We start from the raw sequence: 21,753 nt of genomic DNA, 5'->3' as shown, positions 1-21,753 counted from the left end.
GGCCAAACCGCGACCGGTCGCCGCCAGATTGGGTTTTGACCTTTTGTTTGAGCATGATCTTTTCCGAAAACCGGTTCCCACTTTTCGGGATCATGCTCTAGGCAGTGGCCAGATGAAGCTGCTCGAAACCTTCGAAGAACTCGCCGTAGTCGCAGGTTATCTCTTCGCCAGCCGCGATGTCGCAGGTCGCGGTCGCGCCGCCATAGCGCGAGAAATCCGTGTTCGGCCTTTGCGCATGGTTCATGAAGCGGCCGTTGTCGACTTCATAGACCATGAAGCCCGGACGATCGGGGCTCGGATATCCGTAACGGTCGAGCAATTCCTTGAGGTGGGGCGGTGCCGCCTCGTATTTTTCCGTCGGGATCAGCCGGTCGAAATCCGGATCGAGGCGCCAGATCGAGGCGCCCTTGCGGATCGGCTCGGCGGCGAACACGCCGACGCCTTCGATTGCGCTCTGGGCGACATAGGTTCTGATCAGCAGCATGTTTCCCTGCCCGTTTTCGACAGGGAAACGGAATCGCCAAATCGCGCCGAAAAAGCAAGACCGGAGGGCTGCGTTGCGGCAACGAACATGCCTATTCGCCGGGAAAACTCTTCACGTCCGGTTGATCGAGACGCCGCCATCGGCAAACAGCGCGGTTCCGGTGGTGAAGCTCGACGCGTCGGAGGCGAGATAGAGCGCCGAGCGGGCGATCTCCTTGGGCTCGGCGACGCGCTTCAACGCATGCAGGTTTTCGACGAAGGCCCGCGATTCCGGTGTCTTGAATGTCGCCGCGGGCGTATCGGTGCCGCCCGGCAGCAGCGCGTTGACCCGAATGGCCTTCGGGCCGTATTCGGCGGCAAGCACCTGCGTCAAGCCGATCAGGCCGGCCTTGCTTGCCGCATAGCTGGTCATGCCTGGCATGCCGACAGTGTGGCCGACAAAGGTCGAGGTGAAGATCAGCGAGCCGCTGCCGCGCTCGACCATCGCTGGCACCTGGTATTTCGCGCCGAGAAACGCGCTGGTGAGATTGGTATCGAGCGTCTCGCGCCACCCCTCCAGCGACAGTTCGGAGATCGACCCCATCTGGCCGACCGCGCCGACATTGTTGAAGGCGATGTCGAGGCCACCGAAGCTTTCGACAGCCAGATCGACAAGCGTTTTTGCATAGGCCTCGTCCCTGACGTCGCCGGCAAGCGCGACGGCCGTTCCTCCGGCATCCTCGATCTCATCGACCAAGGCATCGAGCTCTGCCTGCCGGCGAGCCGCGACCACGACCTTGGCGCCTTCCTCGGCAAAGAGTTTTGCGGTGGCGCGGCCGATGCCGGAACTGGCTCCGGTGACGATGGCGACCTTGTTGGCGAGTGCGAACATTTTCTGCATCCTTTTCTTCGCGCCAGCATCGCCGGCAATCGGGACGGTGATCGCAGCCTGCGGCGGCGCGGGCCACCCGATACGTGCGAAGGCATCGGCGAAGATTTCTTGACGCCGGATGGACACCGGGCTACCAAGTCGCCATTCAACCTTGCGGGTGGACGCGCCACCCATTCCAATGACCCCCCAAGACATAATGAGCAAGTTGTTGGCCCCCGGCTTCGAGGGCGACAGCGAGTTGACGTTCGCTCTTCAATCGGAATTTCACAAAGGCTTTCCGCTTGAAAACCTCCGGCCGCTGCTGACGTCCGGCAATCTTCATACGCAGGCTGCCGCCGCTTTTTTGACGGCTGAAGCCAGTTCCCGGATAAGTTACAAGATGAATTGCGTTGTCGCGGAGATCGCCGATCTGCTCGACAACAAAGTTGTGCGGATCAGGTTCGATGCAATCGAGGCGCTTCTGGGATGCACGACGCCGGCAGATGGAGCCATTCTCGGCCGCGTGATGCTCAGGCTGGATGACGAGGCTTTCGGTGTCCGATGGAAGGTAGCGGAGTTCATCCGCCTTGCAGAGCGGTGGCAGCTACGCCTCGCAGTGGAAAATGCCGCCGCACTCTGCCGGGACTCAGCATTCCCGATCCTGGCAAAGGCTCACGGCCAGTACCTCAATGCGACAACCGACACAGTGCGGTGGTTGCTCGATCATCCAAATCTGCTTGTTCGGCGCTTCGGTGCAGCCGTCGCAGTCAGGCCGCGCTATGTGGTCGACGAGCAGTTCCTGGCGATGGCTGAAGCGTCGCATGACGTCGAAGTCAGGGAGATCGCGGCCGCTTCCTATCGCATCCATCTGACACCGATCTATGCCGTTTGGTCTTCTACCTTGTCTAGAAAACGGGCCTCTTCCCCATAGGCTCGTGCGTTGCATGGGTTGCGATACACCGGTCTTTTTCGCCATGGCGCAAAACGGCAAGCGCCGTCGCAAACAGTGCAAGGGTGGCAACGCCTTTTCGCTAGTGATACACCTCGCTCGTCCGGCCGATTGCTGGCCCGGCCGTCCCATCCGCGAGGCTAGAACGTGAAGAAATATTCGGTATTCGCCATCGCCCGTGAGGCCATGCGCGGCCATAAGGGCTGGGAAGAGCAATGGTCTTCGCCCGAGCCGAAGAAGGAATACGACGTCATCATCGTCGGCGCCGGCGGCCATGGCCTGGCCACCGCCTATTATCTCGCCACGGTGCACGGCATCACCAATGTCGCGGTGCTGGAAAAGGGCTGGCTCGGCGGCGGCAACACCGGCCGCAACACCACCATCATCCGCTCCAACTACCTCTATGACGAGAGCGCCGGCATCTACGACCATGCGCTGAAGCTGTGGGACGGGCTCAGCCAGGAGCTCAACTACAACGTCATGTATTCGGCGCGCGGCGTCATGATGCTCGCCCACAATGTGCACGACATCCAGGTGCTGAAGCGCCATGTGCATGCCAACCGGCTGAACGGCATCGACAATGAATGGCTGACGCCCGAGCAGGCGAAGGAATTCTGCCCGCCGCTCAATATCTCCAAGCAGGCGCGCTATCCGGTGGTGGGCGCCGCCTTGCAGCGGCGCGGCGGCACGGCGCGCCACGATGCGGTGGCCTGGGGCTATGCGCGCGGCGCTTCGGCGCGCGGCGTCCACATCATCCAGAATTGCGAGGTCACCGGCGTCAAGCGCGCTGCCAATGGCGCGGTCATGGGCGTCGACACGACGCGCGGCTTCATCGGCGCCAAGAAGGTCGGCGTGGTCGCGGCAGGTCATTCCTCGGTGATCATGAACATGGCCGGCGTGCGCATGCCGCTGGAAAGCTATCCGCTGCAGGCGCTGGTCTCGGAGCCGGTCAAGCCGGTGGTGCCTTGCGTGGTGATGTCGAACACGGTGCATGCCTACATCTCGCAGTCCGACAAGGGCGAGCTGGTGATCGGCGCCGGCACCGACCAGTATGTCTCCTATTCGCAGACCGGCGGCCTGCACATATTGCAGCATACGCTCGACGCCATCTGCGAGATGTTCCCGATCTTCACGCGCATGAAGATGCTGCGTTCCTGGGGCGGCATCGTCGACGTGACGCCCGACCGCTCGCCGATCCTGGCCAAGACGCCGGTGCCCGGCCTCTATGTCAATTGCGGCTGGGGCACGGGCGGCTTCAAGGCGACGCCGGGCTCGGGCCATGTCTTTGCACACACCATCGCCAAGGACGACCCGCACCCGATCAACGCGCCCTTCACCATCGAGCGCTTCCGCACCGGCCGTCTGATCGACGAGGCGGCGGCGGCGGCGGTGGCGCACTGATGATGACCGAGATGGCTGTCGCGGTGCCGCTGGTGCTCGCCAGCGAGCAGGGGATGTTTCATTTTCCGTCGGCTGAAGAAGTGCGCCTGCAGCCGATCAGCCGCGCCGAAAACGAGACCGGTTGGCCGTTTTCCGTCGATGCGGGGGTGCTGGCCTGCGTCTGGAGCGGCGGCCAGAAAGTGGTCAGCTTCCTGGAAAACAGACCGGCCGATCTCGAGGACGGCGAGACATTCCAGCCGCGCCACGTCATCGTGACGACCGATCCGGTACTGCTCACTTTCGGCAACATGGCCGATCGCGAGCTGTTCCGCCCGGCGGCAAGCATTGAGGAACGCATCCGGCAGGTCGCGCCCTTCGCGACCCTGGGCCAGAAGCTTTGCTACCAACCGGCCGGCGCCCATGTCGGCCACGGCGAATTGTAGGAACCAAGCACAATGCTTCTCATCCGCTGCCCCTATTGCGAGGAAGAGCGCCCGGAACTCGAGTTCCGCAACGCCGGCGAGGCGCATATCGCGCGCTCGACCAACATCGCCGGCGAAAGCGACGACGATTTCGAGAAGTTCTTCTTCATCCGCTCGAATCCCAAGGGCGTCATCTACGAGCGCTGGCGGCACATGCATGGCTGCGCGCGCTTTTTCAACGCCGTGCGCGACACCGTCACCGACAAGTTCATCATGACCTACAAGGCCGGCGAGCCGAAGCCGTCGAAGCTGCCTGGAGTTGCCAAATGAGCGGCGCGTTCCGCATTCCCGGCGCCGGGCGCCTCGAGCAGGCGAAGTCGGCCCGCTTCAGCTTCGACGGCCAGGCTTACGCCGGCGTCGAAGGTGACACGCTGGCCTCGGCCTTGCTTGCCAACGGCGTCCATCTCGTCGGCCGTTCGTTCAAGTACCACCGTCCGCGCGGCTTCCTGTCCGCCGGCGCGGAAGAGCCCAATGCGCTTGTCCAGATTGCGCGCGACGATGCGCGCAAGACGCCGAACGTGCGGGCAACCGTGCAGGAGCTCTATGACGGGCTGGCCGCGCAGTCACAGAACCGCTGGCCGTCGCTTGCCTTCGACGTCGGTGCCGTCAACGACATCGCCTCGCCATTCTTTTCGGCCGGCTTCTACTACAAGACCTTCATGTGGCCGAAGGCCGCGTGGAAAAGCCTCTACGAACCGAAGATCCGCGCCGCGGCCGGCCTCGGCGTGTCGCCGGACCGGCCCGATCCCGACCATTATTCGGCGCGCTTCGCGCATTGCGACGTGCTGGTGCTGGGCGGCGGTGCCGCCGGCATCGCCGCAGCGCTTGCTGCAGCCGAAACCGGCGCCAGCGTCATGCTGGCCGACGAGCAGGCGGAGTTCGGTGGCAGCCTGCGTTTCGAGACTGGCGCCAGGATCGACGGCCAGGACGGTTTTGCCTGGGCACAAGGCGCGATCGCCAAGCTGAAGGCGATGGACAATGTCCGCGTGCTCTCGCGCACGACGGCGTTCGGCTACTACGCGCAGAATTTCGTTGGGCTGGTCGAGCGCGTCAGCGACCATCTGCAAAATCCGGGTCGCGACCTGCCGCGCGAGCGGCTGTGGCAGGTTCGCGCCAAACACGTCGTGCTGGCGAGCGGCGCCATCGAGCGCCACATGGTATTTGCCGACAACGACCGTCCCGGCATCATGCTGGCTTCCGCCGCACGCACCTATCTCAACCATTACGGCGTTGCCGTCGGCAAGAATGTCGGCGTCTACACGGCCAATGACTCCGCCTATGCGGCGGCGATCGACCTGAAGAAGGCCGGCGTCAACATCGCGGCCATCGTCGACCTGCGCGACAACCCGACCGGGCCGGTGATCGACGAGGCGAGGGCGCTCGGCATCGAGATCAATTTCGGTCGCGCGGTGGTTCGCGCCGGCGGCAAATTGCGGGTGACCTCGATGACCGTGCAGCCGAAGAATGGCGGCGGCGAGCGCACCATCCCGGTCGACGCGATCCTGATGTCGGCCGGCTGGACGCCGTCGGTGCATCTCTTCTCGCAGTCGCGCGGCAAGGTCGCCTTCAACGACGAGACCAAGCGCTTCGTGCCCGGCACCTACGCGCAGGACTGCGTTTCGGTCGGCGCCTGCAACGGCACCGACGGGCTGTCGGCGACGATCGACGAGGCCTATGCGGCTGGCGCCAAGGCGGCGAAGGACGCAGGCGCCAAAGCCGCCAAGGGTACGAAGCCGAAAGTCGACGCCGGCGAGAGCTGGTCGCGCGGCATGCTGGGTGCGGCTCCCGGCGCCGGGCCGGATACGACGGTCAAGGCTTTCGTCGATTTCCAGAACGACGTCACCGCCAAGGACATCCGCCAGGCGGTGCATGAAGGCATGCATTCGATCGAGCACGTCAAGCGCTTCACCACCAACGGCATGGCGACCGATCAGGGCAAGACCTCCAACATGCATGGCCTGGCGATTGCCGCCGAGACGCTGGGCAAGCCGATCCCTCAGGTTGGCCTCACCACATTCCGCGCGCCCTATACGCCGGTCACCTTCGGCTCGATCGTTGGACACGCGCGGGGTCCGCTCTTCGACCCGACCCGCAGAACCGCGATCCATCCCTGGGCCGAGGCCCAAGGTGCCGTGTTCGAGGATGTCGGCCAGTGGAAGCGTGCCTGGTATTTCCCGAAGGGCGGCGAGGACATGCATGCCGCCGTCGACCGCGAATGCGTCGGCGTGCGCAAGACGGCCGGCCTGTTCGATGCCTCGACGCTGGGCAAGATCGAAGTGGTCGGGCCGGATGCCGCCAAGTTCATGGAGCTGCTCTACACCAATCCGTGGGAGAAGCTGGAGCCCGGCCGCTGCCGCTATGGCATCATGCTGCGCGAAGACGGCTTCATCTATGATGACGGCGTCGTCGGCAGGCTGGCTCCTGATCGCTTCCATGTGACGACGACGACCGGCGGTGCGCCGCGCGTCATGAACCATATGGAGGACTATCTCCAGACCGAGTTCCCGCATCTCAATGTCTGGCTAAGCTCGATCACCGAGCAATGGGCGGTCATCGCCGTGCAGGGACCGAGCTCGCGGAAGATTATCGAACCCTTGGTCGAGGGCATCGACATGTCGGACGAGGCGTTGCCGCATATGTCGGTGCGCGAAGGCAAGATCTGTGGCGTGCCGACCAGGCTGTTCCGCATGTCGTTCACCGGCGAGCGCGGCTTCGAGGTCAATGTGCCGGCGGACTATGGCCAGGCCGTCTGGGAAGCGCTGTGGGCCGAGGGCCAGAAGCATGGCGCGGTCGCCTACGGCACCGAGACCATGCACGTGCTGCGCGCCGAAAAGGGCTACATCATCGTCGGCCAGGACACCGATGGCACGGTGACGCCGAACGATGCCGGCCTCGACTGGGCAGTTGGCAAGAAGAAGACCGACTTTGTCGGCATTCGCGGCTTGGCGCGGCCGGACCTGGTCGCCAAGGGCCGCAAGCAGCTCGTCGGCCTGAAGACCAAGGACCCGAAAGTGGTGCTGGAAGAAGGCGCGCAGATCGTCAGCGACCCGAAGCAGGCGATCCCGATGAAGATGATCGGCCATGTCACGTCGAGCTACTGGTCGGAAAATTGCGGCCGTTCGATCGCGCTGGCGCTGGTCGCCGGCGGTCGCGACCGGATGGGCGAGACGCTGTACGTGCCGATGCCGAACGGGGTGATCGAAGTGGAGGTCACCGGAATGGTGTTCTTCGACGAGAAGGGGGAGCGCCTCAATGGCTAAGGCTGCCGCGAAAACCAATGCATCCGCGATGTCGTCCTCGGCAGAGCGCCGTCCAGCGCTTGCCGGGCGCAGCGTATCGGCAACGGGCGTCAAGCTCGAGGTTATGCCGCCGGCCGAGCGTATCTCGCTGCGCGCGCCGGAGGCTTCCGTGGCAGCGCTTTCGAAGGCGCTTGGCGTGACCTTGCCGACAACGCCGAAGACCTCGGCGACGAAGGCCGGCCGCACGGCGCTGTGGCTTGGGCCGGACGAATGGCTGGTCATCGACGAGGCCGGAAAAGATCCGCTCGCCGATTGCGCCAAGGTTACCGCGCTGCATTCAGCGGTCGGCATCTCGCACCGCAACGTCGCCTTTTCCGTCACCGGGCCGGCCGCCGCCGCGGCGATCAATGGCGGCTGCCCGCAGGATCTGTCGCTCGAAGCCTTTCCGGTGGGTGCTGCCTCGCGCACCATCCTGGGCAAGTCCGAGGTCGTGCTGCTCCGCAGCGGACCAGACGCCTTCCGGGTCGAATGCTGGCGTTCGTTCTCGGATTATGTCTTTACTCTGCTGTCTGAGGCGGCGAGCGACGCGGCGGCCTAACGCAGGTCAGGAACGTTTGCCGCGCAGGGTCGTTCTGCTTCCGCAGGCCGAGGGAGAATGCCGATGCCGACGAAATCCGCGCCAAAGCCGGCCAGGAAGACTGCTGCCGTCCGTTCGCTCGAACGCGAACGAGATCACGAGGTGAGCGCGGAAGAGGAACTCGAGGAAGGCCTCGAGGACACGTTCCCGGCCAGCGATCCGGTGTCGATAATTTCGACCTCCATCTCCGGCGCTCCCGCAAGACCCGGCAAGGCCAAGACGGTGGCCGGGCGAAAGCAGCGCAAGAAATAACTCACCGGCAGTGCGCCCGACATGAAAACGGGCGGTCAGGATCTCCTGCCGCCCTTTGTCTTCATCGGCAAATTCGAGCCGCCGCGGCCTCGTTCTTTGGGGAGAGCGCCGCCCAGCGGTATCAACCTTAGATTAGAACGTGCTGGGCACGATCCAGGGATCGATGTCGATGCCGAGACGCGGGCCCTTGGCGGCGTCGGTCTTGGTCGCGCCGGCCTTTTCGACCGAGCCGGTCGTGCCGCAATCGAGCTTCACATTGGCGTTGGTATGGACGCAGGCCGTAGCCGGCGCTTGCTTGGTCGGCTGGGTGGAGCCGGCGAAGGCCGCACCTGAAAACGCCAACACCGCTGCGAGGGTGAGGATTGTCTTTTTCATGGTTTGTCTCCGGTTCAATTCTTTCGTACATGTACGATACGGCGTACATATACGTCTCGGAGATCGGGACTTCAAGTCAGAAATCGTACACGTACGAACAAATTTTCTTAAAATGCCAAAATGCCGCAAGGCGCGGCAAAGCCTGCTCCATCCTGACGAAATCGCGATGGGCTCTATCTCTTTGTTTGAGCGAGATCTTTTCCGAGCCGAAGGTCGGCGCAGGCAAACGCCGGATCCCGGTTGGGGATCATGTTCCAGACGCCGGCTGGATCAAACGATGTGGGACTGCAGGACTATCAGCAGTTGACCGGCGTCTCGGTCAGCGGCGGCACGTCCTGTGTCGAGAGCGTGGCGAGCGTGAAGTCGCACATCCGCTTCACGAAAGCCTGCGGGTCGCCGAAGGGGTAGAACGGAAAGGTAATCAGCAGCGAGATCGTGCCGTGGCCGACCGCCCACAGCATGGTGGCGATGGCGCGCGGATCGCCCTTGAGCTTGCCGGCGGCAACGCAGGCCTCGACCCTGCTGATCAGCGCCTTCATCGCCGGGTTGCTCTCTTCCATCTCCTGGTAGGACCTGCCTTCTGGCGGCTTGGTCTTTTCGGTCATGAAGACGGTGCGATATTCATTGGGATTGCCGAGGCCGAAGGCGGCGTATTCGGTCATGACCGCCTGCAGCGCTTCGATCGGATCGTCGGAGGGATGCTCCTCGATGCGGCGGGCAAGTGTCTCGAATGCATCCTCGGCCAATGCGAACAGGATGTCCTGCTTGTCGGCGAAATAGGAATAGACCGACATCGGCGCATAGCCGACGCGCTTGGCCAGCTTGCGGATGGTCAGGCCTTCATAGCCTTCTTCCTGCACAAGCTTGTGCGCCGCCTCGACCAGTTCGGAGCGCAGCTCGGCCTTCTGTCTTTCACGGCGGTTCTGGACGCTAAGCGGCAATTCCTGCCTGCCTTTGTTGTTGGTTGCCTGACTAAATTATATACGCTGTACGAAAACGGACAAGGGTGGGGTAAGTTCCCCGCGTCACGTCAGATCGCGCCAATGCCGCCATCGACGGCGAGCGTGTGGCCGGTCATGAAGGAATTGGCTGGGTCGGCGGCGAACAGGATGGCGGTGATGACCTCATCCACTTCCGCGACCCGTTTCATCGGCACGCCCCGCGTCAGCTCGGCCAGCGCTTCGGCCTCGGGCGCGCCGCTGCCGCGGACAAAACCGTCGACCATCGCCGTGCGCGTATGGGCCGGGCAGATGGCGTTGATGCGGATGCCCTTGGTGGCGTATTCGGCGGCCGCAGACCTGGTCAGCCCGACGACGCCATGCTTGGCGGCGGCATAAACCGACAGTTTCGGTGCGCCGCCAAGTCCGGCGACCGAGGCGATGTTGACGATCGTGCCGCCCTTGCCGGTCGCCTTGAATTGCCGCTCCATCAGCGGGATCTGGTGCTTCATCGCAAAGAAGACGCCTAAAAGGTCGACCTCGAGCACCCGGCGCGCATCGTCGGATGCCACTTGCGGCAGGCGCACGAAGCTGTGGACGATGCCGGCATTGTTGACGGCGACATCCAGCCGGCCGAACCGTTTCGTCGCCAGCGTCACCAGGTCTTCCGACAGCTTTTCGTCGGCGATGTTGCCGGCAAGGATCGCCGTCTCGGCCTCCAACGTTTCGGCAAAGGCGGCCAACGCCTTTTCGTCCAGATCCGACAGCACCAGCCGCGCGCCTTCGGCGGCAAAGCCCTTGGCCGCGCCGCGGCCGAGGCCGCCGGCAGCGCCCGTGATCAGCACCGTCGCCCCGTCGAAACGACCCATCGCTCAGCTCTCCCAATTTTCAAGTCTTCTTGTCGATCAATCTCACCGCCAGGCCGGCGAGCAGCTTGACCGCTTCGCCGTAGGTTCTCGCCTTCTCCGGATTGGAGGCGTTGCCGTCCAGCGCGCGCCGGTAGACGCCCTGGCAGATGGCCGCCAGCCGGAAAAAGGAGAAAGCGAGGAAGAAGCTCCAGTTGCCGATGCCGGCAAGATCGCGCCGCCGGCAATAGGCGTCGACATAGGCTTCTTCCGAGGGCAGGCCGAGCGTCGCGCGGTCGATGCCGCCGAGACCACGAAAGCCCGACGCGTGCGGCAGCCGCCATTGCATGCACTGATAGGCGAGGTCGGCGAAGGGGTGGCCGAGCGTCGACAGCTCCCAGTCGAGCACCGCCAGCACCCGCGGCCCGTCCTTGGCGAAGATCATGTTGTCCAGCCGGTAGTCGCCATGCACCAGCGAGACACGGCCGTCATCGGCCGGCATATGCGTCTCGAGCCAGGCGATCAGCCGGTCCATGTCGGCCACCGTGCCGGTTTCGGAGGCGCGGTACTGGCTGGTCCAGCGGGCGAACTGGCGCTCGAAATAATTGCCGGGTTTGCCGAAGTCGCCGAGCCTGGTCGCTTCGACATCAACGCCGTGCAGTGCGGCAAGTGTCGCGTTCATGGCGTCGTAGATCGCCGCGCGCTCTTCGTTGCCGGAGGCTTCCGGCAAGGACGGGTCCCAGAAGATGCGGCCGTCGAGGAACTCCATGACATAGAACATGCGGCCGATCGGGGAGCCCTCACCGGACAGATGCAGCATGGCGGGCACCGGCACGGCTGTTCCGGCAAGCGCCTGCATCACCCTGAATTCGCGGTCGACCTGATGCGCGGATTTCAGCAATTGGCCGGGCGGCTTGGCGCGCAGCACATAGCGGCCGCTTGCCGCCGTCAAAAGATAAGTCGGGTTCGATTGTCCGGATTTGAACTTTTCGATCGCGGAAAGCCCAGCAAAGCGCGGAACATGTGCCTCGAGATAAGGCCCAAGCGCTGCCTGATCGAGCGCAAGCGCCGACTTGTCGAGCGCAAGCGCCGACTTGTCGAGCGTGTTCGAGTCGCTCATGCCGTCTCTGGCTGGCGCTCGATCAGCGTCAGGGTCAGCCAGCGGGCGGTCAGCGCCGGCTTCTTCGAACCCTCGATCTCGATGGTCACGTCATGCGCGGTCTGCACCCAGCCCGAGGGCCTGACCTTGACGTCAGCCAGCACGAAACGGGTGCGGATGCGCGATCCGGTCTTCACCGGCGCCAGGAAGCGCAGCGAATCGAAGCCGTGGTTGACGCCCATCTTGCCGTTTTCGAGCGGCGGCATGGTCTCGAAGGTCATCGCCGAAAGCAGCGACAGCGACAGGAAGCCATGCGCGATGGTGCCGCCGAACGGCGTCTCCAGCCTGGCGCGCTCGGGATCGCAATGGATGAACTGGTGATCGTCGGTGGCGTCGGCGAACTGGTCGATCATGCGCTGCGTGACGATGCGCCACGGTGACACGCCGACTTCCTTGCCGACGCTGGCCAGAAGCACATCGAGACTGATCGGTTCCACGCTGATGTCCTCCACTTCGCCTGCCGGCTTCTCCGGCCGACACATCAATCCTTGAACAATTTCAGCCCGTGCTGCACCGACTGCCCGCCATCGATCGGCAGGATGGCGCCGGTAACATAACTGCCGGCACGGCTGCACAAATAAAGCGTTGCGCCGGCAATGTCATCCGGGGTGCCGATACGGCCGATCGGAACTTGGTTGCCGACATGTTTCGCCTGTTCCTCGGTTCCAGTGGCGAAAGCGGTCATCCGGCTCTGGAAGGGGCCTGGGGCAAAGGCATTGACGGTGATGCGGCGGCCGGCGAGCTCGATCGCCAGCGTGCGTGTCAGATGGTGAACGGCAGCCTTTGAGGCAGTGTAGGAATAGGCGTCGTCGGCAAGCGGCTGGGTGCCCATCACCGAGCCCAGATTGATCACCCTTGCCGGATCGTCGTCTCTGGCGGCGGCGTCGAGCAGTGGCAGCAATTCACGCGTCAGGTGGAAGACGGCGGTGACGTTGACGCCGAGCACCTTGGCCCAGGCTGAATAGGGGAAGCTTTCCAGCGGCGCGCCCCAGGAGATGCCGGCATTGTTGATCAGGATGTGCAGTTTTTCGGTGCGCGCCTTCACCTCGGCGACCAAAGCCGCAATGCCGGCCTCGCTGGAGACATCGCCGGCAAAGCCCTCGGCGCGGCCGGAGGCCCCGAGACCGTTCAGTTCGGCGGCGACCTTGACGCAATCCTCACCCTTGCGCGAGGCGATCATGACGTTGGCGCCGGCCCTGACCAGGGCTGTCGCCGCCATGCGGCCGATACCGGTCGCGGCCCCGGTGACCAGCGCGGTCTTGCCCGCGACCGAAAACAGCTCGTCCAGATAACTCATCGCATTTCCTCCGCCTTGCCCCTGTCTCGCGGCCGGGCGAAAGGGCTCGCGTTGACAAGGCTACCCGAAGTACGGTCATCCTTGCCATGGGTAAAGGGCCTGCTGCGCGAAAGGGCCGGAGATCGATGTCGGACATGAATCTGGGCATGACCGAGCGGCTGAAGCCGATCCACGCACGCGTCGCGGCGATGGTGCGCGACGAGATCATGCTGCTCGGCGAGGAGTTTCTGGCCGAGATCGGCAAGGGCGGTGACCGCTGGGTCTACACTGACCGGCAGACCGAAATCCTCGAAGGACTGAAGAAGACCGCCAGAGAGCGCGGCCTGTGGAATTTCTGGCTGACTGGTTCCGAGCGCGGCTACGGGCTCTCAACCGTCGAGTACGCTTATCTGGCCGAGGAGATGGGCAAGGCGCATCTCGGCGCCGAGACTTTCAATTGCTCGGCGCCCGACACCGGCAATATGGAAGTGCTGGAACGCTACGGCTCGGCCGAGCACAAGCAGCAGTGGCTGGAGCCGCTGCTCGACGGCAAGATACGCTCGGCATATCTGATGACCGAACCGGATGTCGCCTCGTCCGACGCCACCAACATTTCGATGCGCTGCGAGCGGCAGGGCGGCGACTTTGTGCTGAACGGCGAGAAATGGTGGGCCTCGGGCGCCGGCGATCCGCGCTGCGCCATCTTTATCGTCATGGTCAGGACTGGTGGCGACGACGCGCCGCAGCACCGCCGGCATTCGATGATCCTGGTGCCGTCGGACGCGAAAGGCGTGACCAAGGCGCGGCCCATGCAGGTCTATGGCGACGATGATGCGCCGCATGGCCACATGCATCTCAGATTCGACAATGTGCGGGTACCGGCGGGAAACCTCATCCTCGGCGAGGGCAGGGGGTTCGAGATCGCGCAGGGGCGGCTCGGCCCCGGCCGCATCCATCATTGCATGCGGGCCATCGGCCAGGCCGAGATGGCGCTGGAGATGTTGTGCCAGCGATCGGTGCGGCGCGAGGCCTTCGGCCAGCCTCTGGCCAAGCTCGGCGCCAATTTCGACATCATCGCCGAATGCCGCATGGAGATCGAGATGGCGAGGCTGCTCTGCCTCAAGGCAGCGTGGATGATCGACCAGGGCGATGCACGCGCCGCAGCGCCCTGGATCAGCCAGATCAAGGTGATCGCGCCGCGCGTCGCGCTGAAAGTCACCGATGAGGCAGTGCAGATGTTCGGCGCGCAAGGCATCAGCCAGGACACGCCGCTGGCGCGCTCGTGGACGCATCTCAGGACGCTGCGGCTGGCCGACGGGCCGGACGCCGTGCATCGCCGGCAGGTGGCGCGTACAGAGCTGAAGAAGTACACGCAGGAAAAGGTCTGAGCCGCGGCTCGGCCAGTCACCGCTGCGAGACAAGCAAGGAGTTCCCCCGATGGCCATTCCGTCCGAGATGAAGGCGCTGCTGCTCGTTGGCGCCGGCTATACGAGAACGCCGTCCGCCAGCGCGCTGGAGGCGATGGAGCCGTATCTAGAGCAGGGCACAATCGCCGTGCCGACTCCCGGACCGACGCAGGTGCTGATCAAGGTCAGCCTCGCCTCGATCAATCCGTCCGACATCGCCTTCATCAAGGGCCAATATGGCCAGCCGCGCGCCAAGGGCCAGCCGGCCGGCTTCGAGGGGGTTGGCATCGTCGTCGCCTGCGGCGACGAGCCTTATCCCAAAAGCCTGGTCGGCAAGCGCATCGCCTTCGCCACCGGCGTCACCAATTGGGGCTCCTGGGCGGAATATGCCGTCGCCGAGGCCGTGGTCTGCATTCCGCTCCTCGACACGGTGCGCGACGAGGATGGTGCGGCGATGATCGTCAATCCGCTCACCGCGCTCGCCATGTTCGACATCGTCAAGCAGGAGGGCGAGAAGGCCTTCATCATGACCGCCGGCGCCAGCCAGCTCTGCAAGCTGATCGCAGGTCTGGCCAAGGAGGAGGGCTACAGGCCGATCGTCACCGTGCGCCGCGACGAGCAGATCCCGCTTCTGAAGGAGATCGGCGCGGCCCATGTGCTCAACGAGAAGGCGGCTGACTTCAAGGCTGCGCTGCGCGAGGTGATCAAGGCCGAGCAGCCGCGCATCTTCCTCGATGCGGTGACCGGGCCACTGGCCTCGACCATCTTCGACGCCATGCCGAAGCGCTCGCGCTGGATCATCTACGGACGGCTCGATGCCGAGGCGACGGTCATCCGCGAGCCCGGCCAGCTGATCTTCCAGCACAAGCATATCGAGGGTTTTTGGCTGAGCGAATGGATGCGCCAGTTCCGCGACAAGCGCGGCCCGGCGATCCTTGAAGCGCAGAATCGCTTTTCCGATGGGCGCTGGTCGACGGATGTGACTGCGGTGGTGCCGCTGTTCGAGGCGATGGCGAAGGTTCCAGGAGAACTCGCCAAGCCGAATGGCAAGGTGTTCATCAAGCCGTAGGCGCGGCTTCCCTTCGCCCCGTTTACGGGGGGAGGTGGCCCGAAGGGCCGGGCAGCGCTTTCGCTTGCAAGGCTGGCGCTGCCCCTCACCTGCCTGCCGGTATCCTCCCCGTATGGCGACGGGGAGAGTAGAGCTGAACCTACTCCGCCGGCTCGACGTTGGTGTAGGCGGCTTCCTCCAATTCGCGCTTCAGACGCGCTTCCTCATGCGTTTTCGGCGTGACGAAGCGGCCGAGCAGAAGATAGGCGACCGGGGTCAGGAACAGGGTCGAGACGGTGGCGAGGCCGAGGCCGCCGACGATCACCCAGCCGAGCGCGATGCGTGCCTCGGCACCCGCACCGGCGGCCAGCACCAGCGGCACGCCGCCGAGCACGGTACAGATCATTGTCATCATCACCGGGCGCAGGCGGATGATCGAAGCCTGCTCGATCGCCTCGCGCACGCCGAACCCGCGGTCGCGCAACTGGTTGGCGAACTCGACGATCAGGATGCCGTTCTTGGCCATGACGCCGACCAGAAGCACCAGGCCGATCTGGCTGTAGGCGTTGAGGCTGGTGCCTGAGAGCAGAAGCGCGAAGATCGCGCAGGCAAGTCCGAGCGGCACCGTCGCCATGATGATGATGGCGCTGACGAAGCTTTCGAACTGGGCGGCCAGCACCAGCAGGGTGATGACCAGTGCGAAGCCGAAGATGGTGATCATGGCGCTGTTGGTTTCGCCCAGCGTCGCGGCTTCGGCGAGCGGCAGGATGCGGCTGCCGGGCGGCAGCAGCGGCGTGGCGATCTCCTCGGCGCGGGACAGCGCGTCGCCGAGGGCGAAATTGCCCGACAGGTTCGAGGTGATAGCCACTGACGGTTGCTGCTGTTCACGCGTCAGCGACGGCGGCACGGCGCGTTCGGTCAGCGTCGCGATGGTCGACATCGGCACGAAGCGGCCATCGGCCGTCTTCAGGAAGATGTTTTCCAGATCGGTCGGATCGTTGATCGGATTGGTCGTCGAGACCAGCTTCACCCCGTAGCTGCGGTCGGCGATGTAGACATCGACGACGTCATTGCCGTCGAGCATCGCCTGCAAGGTGTTGGCGAGCCCGGTGATGTCGATGCCGAGGTCGGAGGCGCGCTCGCGGTCGATGGCGACCGCTAGCTGCGGCTGCGTCGGGTCGACGGAGAGCCGCGGCGACTGGAAGCCCGGGTCCTTGCGCATTTCGTCGATGACCTTGACCGCCGCCTCGCCCAGCGCCTTGCGGTCATTGCCGACCAGCGCGAATTGCAGGCCGTTGCCGGCGCCGCGAATGCCCAGGCTGTTGGGCTGCACCGGGAAGACGCGCACGCTCGGCACCTGCCGGGTCAGCTGGCTGATCTCGGCCATGATCTCGCGCTGGCTGCGCGTGCGCTCGTCCCACGGCGCCAGCGTCATCACCATGAAGCCGTTGTTGTAGGCGCCGTTCTGGCCGGCATTCTCGAAGGTGGCGCGGATTTCGCCGGAATCGCGCAGCGGCTGGATCAGTTTCTCGATCTTCTGCATCTGCTGTGTCGTGTAGTCGAGACTGACGCCTTGCGGCGCACTGATGCGCAGCAGCACGACGGCGCGGTCCTCGCTCGGCGTCAGCTCCTGGCGGATGGTGCCGAACAGGCTGAAGGCTGTGCCGGCAAACAGGAGCGCCACCAGAACGACGATCCATGGCGCGCCGAGGCAGGCATGCAGGCAGCGCCGGTAGGCAGCGTTCAGCGCGCCGCCGATGCGGGCGCCGATGCCGTTGCCGCCTTCATGGTGGAGCGAGGCGCTGGACAGCATGCGCGAGGCGAGCATCGGGCAGAGCGTCAGCGCCACTACGCAGGACAAAAGCACCGACATGGCAAGCACGAAGCCGAACTCGCGGAACAGGCCGCCGGTCTGGCCGGGCAGGAAGGAGATCGGCACGAAGACGGCGACCAGCGTCAGCGTGGTGGCGATGACGGCAAAGAACACCTCCTGCGCGCCGAGCACGGCGGCGGCGCGGGGCCCCATGCCTTCGTTGCGCCGGCGCACGATGTTTTCGAGTACGACGATGGCATCGTCGACGACGAGGCCGGTGGCCAGCACCAGCGCGAGCAGGGTCAGGATGTTGACCGAGAAACCGGCGAGATAGATCGCGGCGATGGTGCCGATCATGGCCACCGGCATCGACAGACCCGGAATGAGCGTCGCGCGCCAGTCGAGCAGGAAGGCGTAGATGACGATCAACACGATCGAGACCGACAGAGCCAGCGCGATCTCGACCTCATGCACGGCGCCGTTGACGAACACGGCGTCGTCGCTGGTGACCTTGATCGCCATGCCCTGAGGCAGGTTCTGCTGCAGCTTGGCGACGGCGGCCCTGACGCCGGTCGAGATGTCCAGCGTGTTCGATTCCGCCTGGCGGATGATGCCGAGGCCGATGCCGGTCTTGCCGTCCGAACGCAAAGTGGTCTGGCCGATGTCGGGGCCGAGCGTGACGGTGGCGACGTCGCGAATGCGCGTCTTGCCGCCGATGATGATGTTCTCGAACTCGTCGGGCGTGGTCACGTCCGCCGTCGTGCGCACGATCAGGTCCTGGTTGGTGGTGGTGATCGAGCCGGCCGGCGAATCGAAGGCGACCGAGGCCAAAGCTGCCCTGAGGTCAGCGACGGTGAAGCCGTGGCTGGCGAGCTTGTTCTGGTCGACGTCGATACGGAAGATCTTGTCGCGATCACCGGAGACCTGGACATCGGCGACGCCGGGCACGGCGGCAAGCTCATCCTCGATCTGGTCCTGGACAATCACCGTCATGTCCTGCACCGACATGGTGTCGGAGGTGACCGCCAGCCGCATCACCGGTTCGGAATTGGCGTCGGCCTTGACGATGCGCGGCGGGTCGGCGGTGTCCGGCATCTGGTTGGCGACACGGCCGACGGCATCGCGCACATCGGAGGCGGCGACATTGAGGTCGACGCCGTCGTTGAACTCGATGGTGACGCGGCTGGAGCCGAAGGAGGAGGTCGACGAGATCGACTTGACGCCGGAGACGCGGGCGACCGCGCCTTCGATCGTATCGGTCAGCTCGCGGTCGACGGTTTCGGCGGCCGCACCCTCGAAGACCGTGCTGACGGTGATGACAGGGCGGTCGACATCCGGCAATTCACGGATCTCGACACCGTAGAAGGCGGCAAGGCCGGCGACCGCGATCAACGTATTCAGCACCAGGGCCATGACCGGCCTGCGGATGAACAGCGCGGTGAAGCCGGTTTCGCTGGCGGCGTTGGCGGTGCCGGTCATGAGCCGTCAGCGTCGGCGGCGCGCTGCTCCTCGCCGGCGATGCGGACGTCGCCGCCTTCGCTGACGCTCTGGGTGCCCTCGGTCACCACCATGTCGCCGCTGACGATCGGCGCGTCGATCAGTACCGTTTCGGTGTTGCGCTGGATGATGCGCACGGCGACGCGTTTCGCCTTGCCGTCCTGCACCGCCCAGACATAGGCGCCGTCGGAGCCCCACTGGATGGCCAGCGGGCTGACGGCCGGATAGGAGTCGCCGGGAAATTTCATGCTGATCTGGAAGGACATGCCGGCACGCAACGAATCCGCCGGGTTGGCGATCGTTGCCTTGACCAGCAGCGTGCGGCTGTTCTCGTCGATGTGGTTGTCAATGGCTGAAACCGTGCCGGTATAGGCCTGCGCCGGGTTGGCGATCGGCGTCGCCGACAGTTGCGCGCCGACCTTGACGGCGGCGGCGAAGCGCTCCGGCACGAGGAAGTCGACCAGAATGCTGGAGCGATCGTCAAGGGTGGCGATCGCCGACTGATTGGTCACATAGTTGCCGGCCGATATCGGCAGGATGCCGACGGTGCCGGCGATCGGCGCGACGATGGAGCGGCGCTGCAGGGCAAGTTCGGCATCGCGAAGTACTAGTTTGGCGACCGCCAGCACCACTTCGGCATCGGCGACGGCGACCGGGGTCGCGGCGTTGGAAGCGCGCAGCGATATCACCCTGTCGAGCTTGTTTTGCGAGTCCTGTAAGACGAGCTTGGCGCGGTCCTGCGCGATCACCTCGGTGTCGGAATCCAGCGTGGCGATAATCTGCCCCTTTTCGACATGGGTCCCGGAGGCAACCAGAAATTCGGCGAGACGGCCGGAACTGTACGGATTGACCGTCACGGAGGCGTTGGCGCGGCCGGTGCCGATCGCCTGCAGACGGTCGTTGATGGTGGCTGAGGCCGCCGGCAAGGCGACGACGGTTGCGCGCTGGCCGGCGCCGTTGCTGCCGCTTGCCTGCCTTGTCGTGTCGACCGCACCTGTCGTCACATTGGGCGCCGCGGCGTAAGCCCAGTCGATCCCCCAGCGGGCCAGCACCTCCGGCGCGCCCGGAAAGAAGCGAACCCAGGCGGCGGCCGCAGCCACCAGGACCACAAGCGCAATAACGATCTGTTTCCAGGCGGCCATCGGCACTCCGGTTGGCAAACGTCTACCGGTTTTCCCCAAGCATAAAACGCAGCAACGCACCCGGTCTGTGCGAAGCCACAAAAGTATCATGGCTTTATGGCAATTCTGCCGATGCCATGCACATTAAATCTGCGTAACGTTTGGCGGTCCCGCCGCCAGGAATTCTGGACTGTCAGCGCAGGCTTTCCAGCTCACGGATGCGCTTGGCGCCATCGGTCTCGAGCTGCCGCGTGACGGCGCCGATCAGCGTTTCCGCGACGACGAAAAGCGCCGCCGAGGAATCCCAGGCCGAAGGCACGGCGGTGCGACCGGCAATGACATGACGGGCGAAGCGGGCGATCGGCGACAGCCACTGGTCGGTGAACAGCACGATGTGCACGCCGCGCTGATGCGCGGTTTCGGCGAAGCGCACCAAGCTGTCCTGGTAGCGCCTGATGTCGAAGATCACCAGCACGTCCCGCTTGCCCATGTCGATCAGCCGGTCGCGCCAGATGCTTTCCTGGCCGGCGAGGTGGTAGACGTCGGGCTGGACGATGGCGAGGTGGGCGGCCATGTAGCGCGCCAGCGGATCGGTGAAACGGCCGCCGATCAGGAAGGTCTTGCCGCGGCGATGGGCAAGGGTCGCGGCAATGTCGGCAAGCTGTCTGTCGGACAGGTGCCTGAAGGTCTCGCGCATGTTGTCGAGGGTCGCCTCCAGCATCGGCGACACCGCGCCGCCGCCGGGTGAGGCCGGGTTGAGCGTCCTCGTTGCCGGCGACTGCAATTGCGCCGCCAGCTCGTCCTGCAGCGCCGACTGGAATTCGGGATAGTTCTGGAAGCCTAGCCGGGCGACGAAACGCAGGATCGTCGGCGAGGACACACCTGCCGCGGCAGAGAATTCGGCGACCGTCTTCAGGCCGATCAGCGGGTAGTTGGCGATCAGCGTTTGTGCGGCGCGGCGCTCGCTTGCCGGCATCGCGCCTATGCGGTCCGAGATCAGTTCGGCAATGCTGGAAATCATGTTTTCCCCCACTCTTTGTCCGCACCTGTCCGCGCCGGCGCCGCTTTCTCGAAATCGCGTTTGACAAAGCCAGTCAAACTGTATGAAATCATCCACAGGGACGCAATGAGACAAAATACGTAACATACGATACAGCGCTCCCCTGGGGACTGCAGACTATGGAGACAGCACGGCCCGCCAGCCTTGCATCGCCTGAAACCGTAAGGGTAACCAACCCAGGCGGATCGAGCCCGTTCGTCTTCACCTGCGACCACGCCTCCAACTTCCTGCCCGCCGAATTCGGCACGCTCGGCCTCCCCGCCGAGGACCTTTCGCGCCACATCGCCTGGGATCCAGGCGCGCTGCCGGTCGCCCGGCGCATGGCCGAGGCGCTCGATGCGACACTGGTCGAAACCGGCATCTCGCGCCTCGTCATCGACTGCAACCGTCCGCTCGACGCGCCCGACCTGGTGCCGCCGATCAGCGAGACCACGATCATCCCAGGCAATGCCGGCCTGTCGGACAAGCAGCGCGCGGAGCGCGTCGCTTTGTCGTGGCGGCCCTTCCATGGCACGATCGCAGAGATCGTCGACAAAAGGCTGGCGCTGGGGCAGGAGACGCGGCTGGTTTCGGTGCATTCCTTCACGCCGGTTTACAAGGGCAAGAGCCGGCCCTGGCATATCGGCATCATCCATGACGAGGACCGTCGGCTGGCGGCGCCGCTGATATCAGCGCTGCAGCGTCTCGCCGGCGTCACCGTCGGCGTCAACGAACCCTATTCGCCGGCCGACCGCGTCTATTTCACGCTGGAACGTCACGCGCGCTCGCGCGGCCTTGCCTGCGCGATGATCGAAATCCGCAACGACGAGATTTCCGGCGAGACCGGGCAGCGGAAATGGGCGGATATGCTCACGGGTATTTTTCTGGATCTGGAGCCCGAGGAGGCCAAGGGCTCCCGACAACGTGCAGTGGGAAAGTCAGTTCAATCGGCCAGCTAAGAACT

At 64.6% G+C, this 21,753-nt stretch carries 21 protein-coding genes; 10 read left to right on the top strand and 11 right to left on the bottom strand.

Going from position 1 to position 21,753, the window contains the following annotated elements:
* Positions 1–97: 97 nt before the first annotated feature.
* Together ACSQ3Z_RS22295 and ACSQ3Z_RS22290 are read right to left on the bottom strand one after the other, a co-directional pair.
* Positions 98–484, bottom strand: coding sequence for an SET domain-containing protein (locus ACSQ3Z_RS22295; protein ID WP_436173427.1), 387 nt, complete (start codon positions 482–484; stop codon positions 98–100).
* 111 nt (positions 485–595) lie between these two features.
* A complete protein-coding gene (locus ACSQ3Z_RS22290; protein WP_436173426.1) occupies positions 596–1,354 on the bottom strand; it encodes an SDR family oxidoreductase in 759 nt (252 codons plus the stop codon).
* 208 nt (positions 1,355–1,562) lie between these two features.
* Between ACSQ3Z_RS22290 and ACSQ3Z_RS22285 the strand changes: the two genes are divergently transcribed.
* The 7 genes from ACSQ3Z_RS22285 (at position 1,563) to ACSQ3Z_RS22255 (ending at position 8,272) form a co-directional block, all read left to right on the top strand.
* Positions 1,563–2,264 (top strand): hypothetical protein, encoded by a 702-nt coding sequence (locus tag ACSQ3Z_RS22285; protein ID WP_436173425.1) that lies wholly within the window; start codon positions 1,563–1,565, stop codon positions 2,262–2,264.
* A 165-nt stretch (positions 2,265–2,429) separates the two neighbouring features.
* Positions 2,430–3,683 (top strand): sarcosine oxidase subunit beta, encoded by a 1,254-nt coding sequence (locus ACSQ3Z_RS22280; protein WP_436173424.1) that lies wholly within the window; start codon positions 2,430–2,432, stop codon positions 3,681–3,683.
* Positions 3,683–4,105, top strand: a complete 423-nt coding sequence (locus tag ACSQ3Z_RS22275; RefSeq protein WP_436173423.1) for a hypothetical protein — start codon at positions 3,683–3,685, stop codon at positions 4,103–4,105. Before ACSQ3Z_RS22280 ends, ACSQ3Z_RS22275 begins: the two co-directional genes overlap by 1 nt.
* Positions 4,106–4,117: 12 nt before the next feature.
* Positions 4,118–4,414, top strand: coding sequence for a sarcosine oxidase subunit delta (locus ACSQ3Z_RS22270; protein WP_436173422.1), 297 nt, complete (start codon positions 4,118–4,120; stop codon positions 4,412–4,414).
* Positions 4,411–7,404 carry a sarcosine oxidase subunit alpha gene (locus ACSQ3Z_RS22265; RefSeq protein WP_436173421.1) on the top strand — a complete coding sequence of 998 codons (2,994 nt, stop codon included), beginning with the start codon at positions 4,411–4,413 and terminating at the stop codon, positions 7,402–7,404. The genes ACSQ3Z_RS22270 and ACSQ3Z_RS22265 overlap by 4 nt, the downstream gene beginning before the upstream one ends.
* A complete protein-coding gene (locus ACSQ3Z_RS22260; protein ID WP_436173420.1) occupies positions 7,397–7,981 on the top strand; it encodes a sarcosine oxidase subunit gamma in 585 nt (194 codons plus the stop codon). The genes ACSQ3Z_RS22265 and ACSQ3Z_RS22260 overlap by 8 nt, the downstream gene beginning before the upstream one ends.
* Before the next feature lie 63 nt (positions 7,982–8,044).
* The gene (locus ACSQ3Z_RS22255; RefSeq protein WP_436173419.1) at positions 8,045–8,272 is read left to right on the top strand and encodes a hypothetical protein; all 228 of its coding nucleotides are present in this window, start codon (positions 8,045–8,047) and stop codon (positions 8,270–8,272) included.
* A 132-nt stretch (positions 8,273–8,404) separates the two neighbouring features.
* Here ACSQ3Z_RS22255 and ACSQ3Z_RS22250 read toward each other — a convergent pair whose 3' ends face one another.
* The 6 genes from ACSQ3Z_RS22250 to ACSQ3Z_RS22225 all read right to left on the bottom strand — a co-directional run bounded on the left by ACSQ3Z_RS22250 (position 8,405) and on the right by ACSQ3Z_RS22225 (position 12,886).
* On the bottom strand, positions 8,405–8,647 hold the full coding sequence (locus tag ACSQ3Z_RS22250; RefSeq protein ID WP_436173418.1) for a DUF680 domain-containing protein: 243 nt from the start codon (positions 8,645–8,647) through the stop codon (positions 8,405–8,407).
* Positions 8,648–8,943: 296 nt separating this feature from the next.
* Entirely contained in the window at positions 8,944–9,588 is a 645-nt protein-coding gene (locus tag ACSQ3Z_RS22245) for a TetR/AcrR family transcriptional regulator (RefSeq protein ID WP_436173417.1), read from the bottom strand.
* 89 nt (positions 9,589–9,677) lie between these two features.
* On the bottom strand, positions 9,678–10,454 hold the full coding sequence (locus tag ACSQ3Z_RS22240; protein WP_436173416.1) for an SDR family NAD(P)-dependent oxidoreductase: 777 nt from the start codon (positions 10,452–10,454) through the stop codon (positions 9,678–9,680).
* A gap of 19 nt (positions 10,455–10,473) precedes the next feature.
* A complete protein-coding gene (locus tag ACSQ3Z_RS22235) occupies positions 10,474–11,550 on the bottom strand; it encodes a phosphotransferase family protein (protein WP_436173415.1) in 1,077 nt (358 codons plus the stop codon).
* Complete coding sequence (locus ACSQ3Z_RS22230) at positions 11,547–12,071, bottom strand: MaoC family dehydratase (RefSeq protein ID WP_436173414.1); 525 nt, start codon at positions 12,069–12,071, stop codon at positions 11,547–11,549. The genes ACSQ3Z_RS22235 and ACSQ3Z_RS22230 overlap by 4 nt, the downstream gene beginning before the upstream one ends.
* On the bottom strand, positions 12,071–12,886 hold the full coding sequence (locus ACSQ3Z_RS22225; RefSeq protein ID WP_436173413.1) for an SDR family oxidoreductase: 816 nt from the start codon (positions 12,884–12,886) through the stop codon (positions 12,071–12,073). The genes ACSQ3Z_RS22230 and ACSQ3Z_RS22225 overlap by 1 nt, the downstream gene beginning before the upstream one ends.
* A gap of 125 nt (positions 12,887–13,011) precedes the next feature.
* On the opposite strand from ACSQ3Z_RS22225, the gene ACSQ3Z_RS22220 reads away from it, so the two are divergent.
* Both ACSQ3Z_RS22220 and ACSQ3Z_RS22215 read left to right on the top strand, forming a co-directional pair.
* A complete protein-coding gene (locus ACSQ3Z_RS22220; RefSeq protein WP_436173412.1) occupies positions 13,012–14,253 on the top strand; it encodes an acyl-CoA dehydrogenase family protein in 1,242 nt (413 codons plus the stop codon).
* A 49-nt stretch (positions 14,254–14,302) separates the two neighbouring features.
* Complete coding sequence (locus ACSQ3Z_RS22215; RefSeq protein WP_436173411.1) at positions 14,303–15,340, top strand: zinc-binding dehydrogenase; 1,038 nt, start codon at positions 14,303–14,305, stop codon at positions 15,338–15,340.
* A 139-nt stretch (positions 15,341–15,479) separates the two neighbouring features.
* Here ACSQ3Z_RS22215 and ACSQ3Z_RS22210 read toward each other — a convergent pair whose 3' ends face one another.
* The 3 genes from ACSQ3Z_RS22210 to ACSQ3Z_RS22200 form a co-directional block, all read right to left on the bottom strand.
* Positions 15,480–18,611: an efflux RND transporter permease subunit gene (locus ACSQ3Z_RS22210; protein ID WP_436173410.1), complete on the bottom strand. Its 3,132-nt coding sequence runs from the start codon at positions 18,609–18,611 to the stop codon at positions 15,480–15,482.
* Entirely contained in the window at positions 18,608–19,771 is a 1,164-nt protein-coding gene (locus ACSQ3Z_RS22205; protein ID WP_436173409.1) for an efflux RND transporter periplasmic adaptor subunit, read from the bottom strand. The genes ACSQ3Z_RS22210 and ACSQ3Z_RS22205 overlap by 4 nt, the downstream gene beginning before the upstream one ends.
* 172 nt (positions 19,772–19,943) lie before the next feature.
* Positions 19,944–20,771: a MurR/RpiR family transcriptional regulator gene (locus ACSQ3Z_RS22200; protein WP_436173408.1), complete on the bottom strand. Its 828-nt coding sequence runs from the start codon at positions 20,769–20,771 to the stop codon at positions 19,944–19,946.
* Positions 20,772–20,929: 158 nt separating this feature from the next.
* On the opposite strand from ACSQ3Z_RS22200, the gene ACSQ3Z_RS22195 reads away from it, so the two are divergent.
* Entirely contained in the window at positions 20,930–21,748 is an 819-nt protein-coding gene (locus ACSQ3Z_RS22195) for an N-formylglutamate amidohydrolase (RefSeq protein ID WP_436173407.1), read from the top strand.
* Positions 21,749–21,753: the final 5 nt, after the last annotated feature.

Source organism: Mesorhizobium sp. LjNodule214, from assembly GCF_964252735.1.
GTDB lineage: Bacteria > Pseudomonadota > Alphaproteobacteria > Rhizobiales > Rhizobiaceae > Mesorhizobium.
This window is presented reverse-complemented; position numbering and strand designations above follow the sequence as displayed.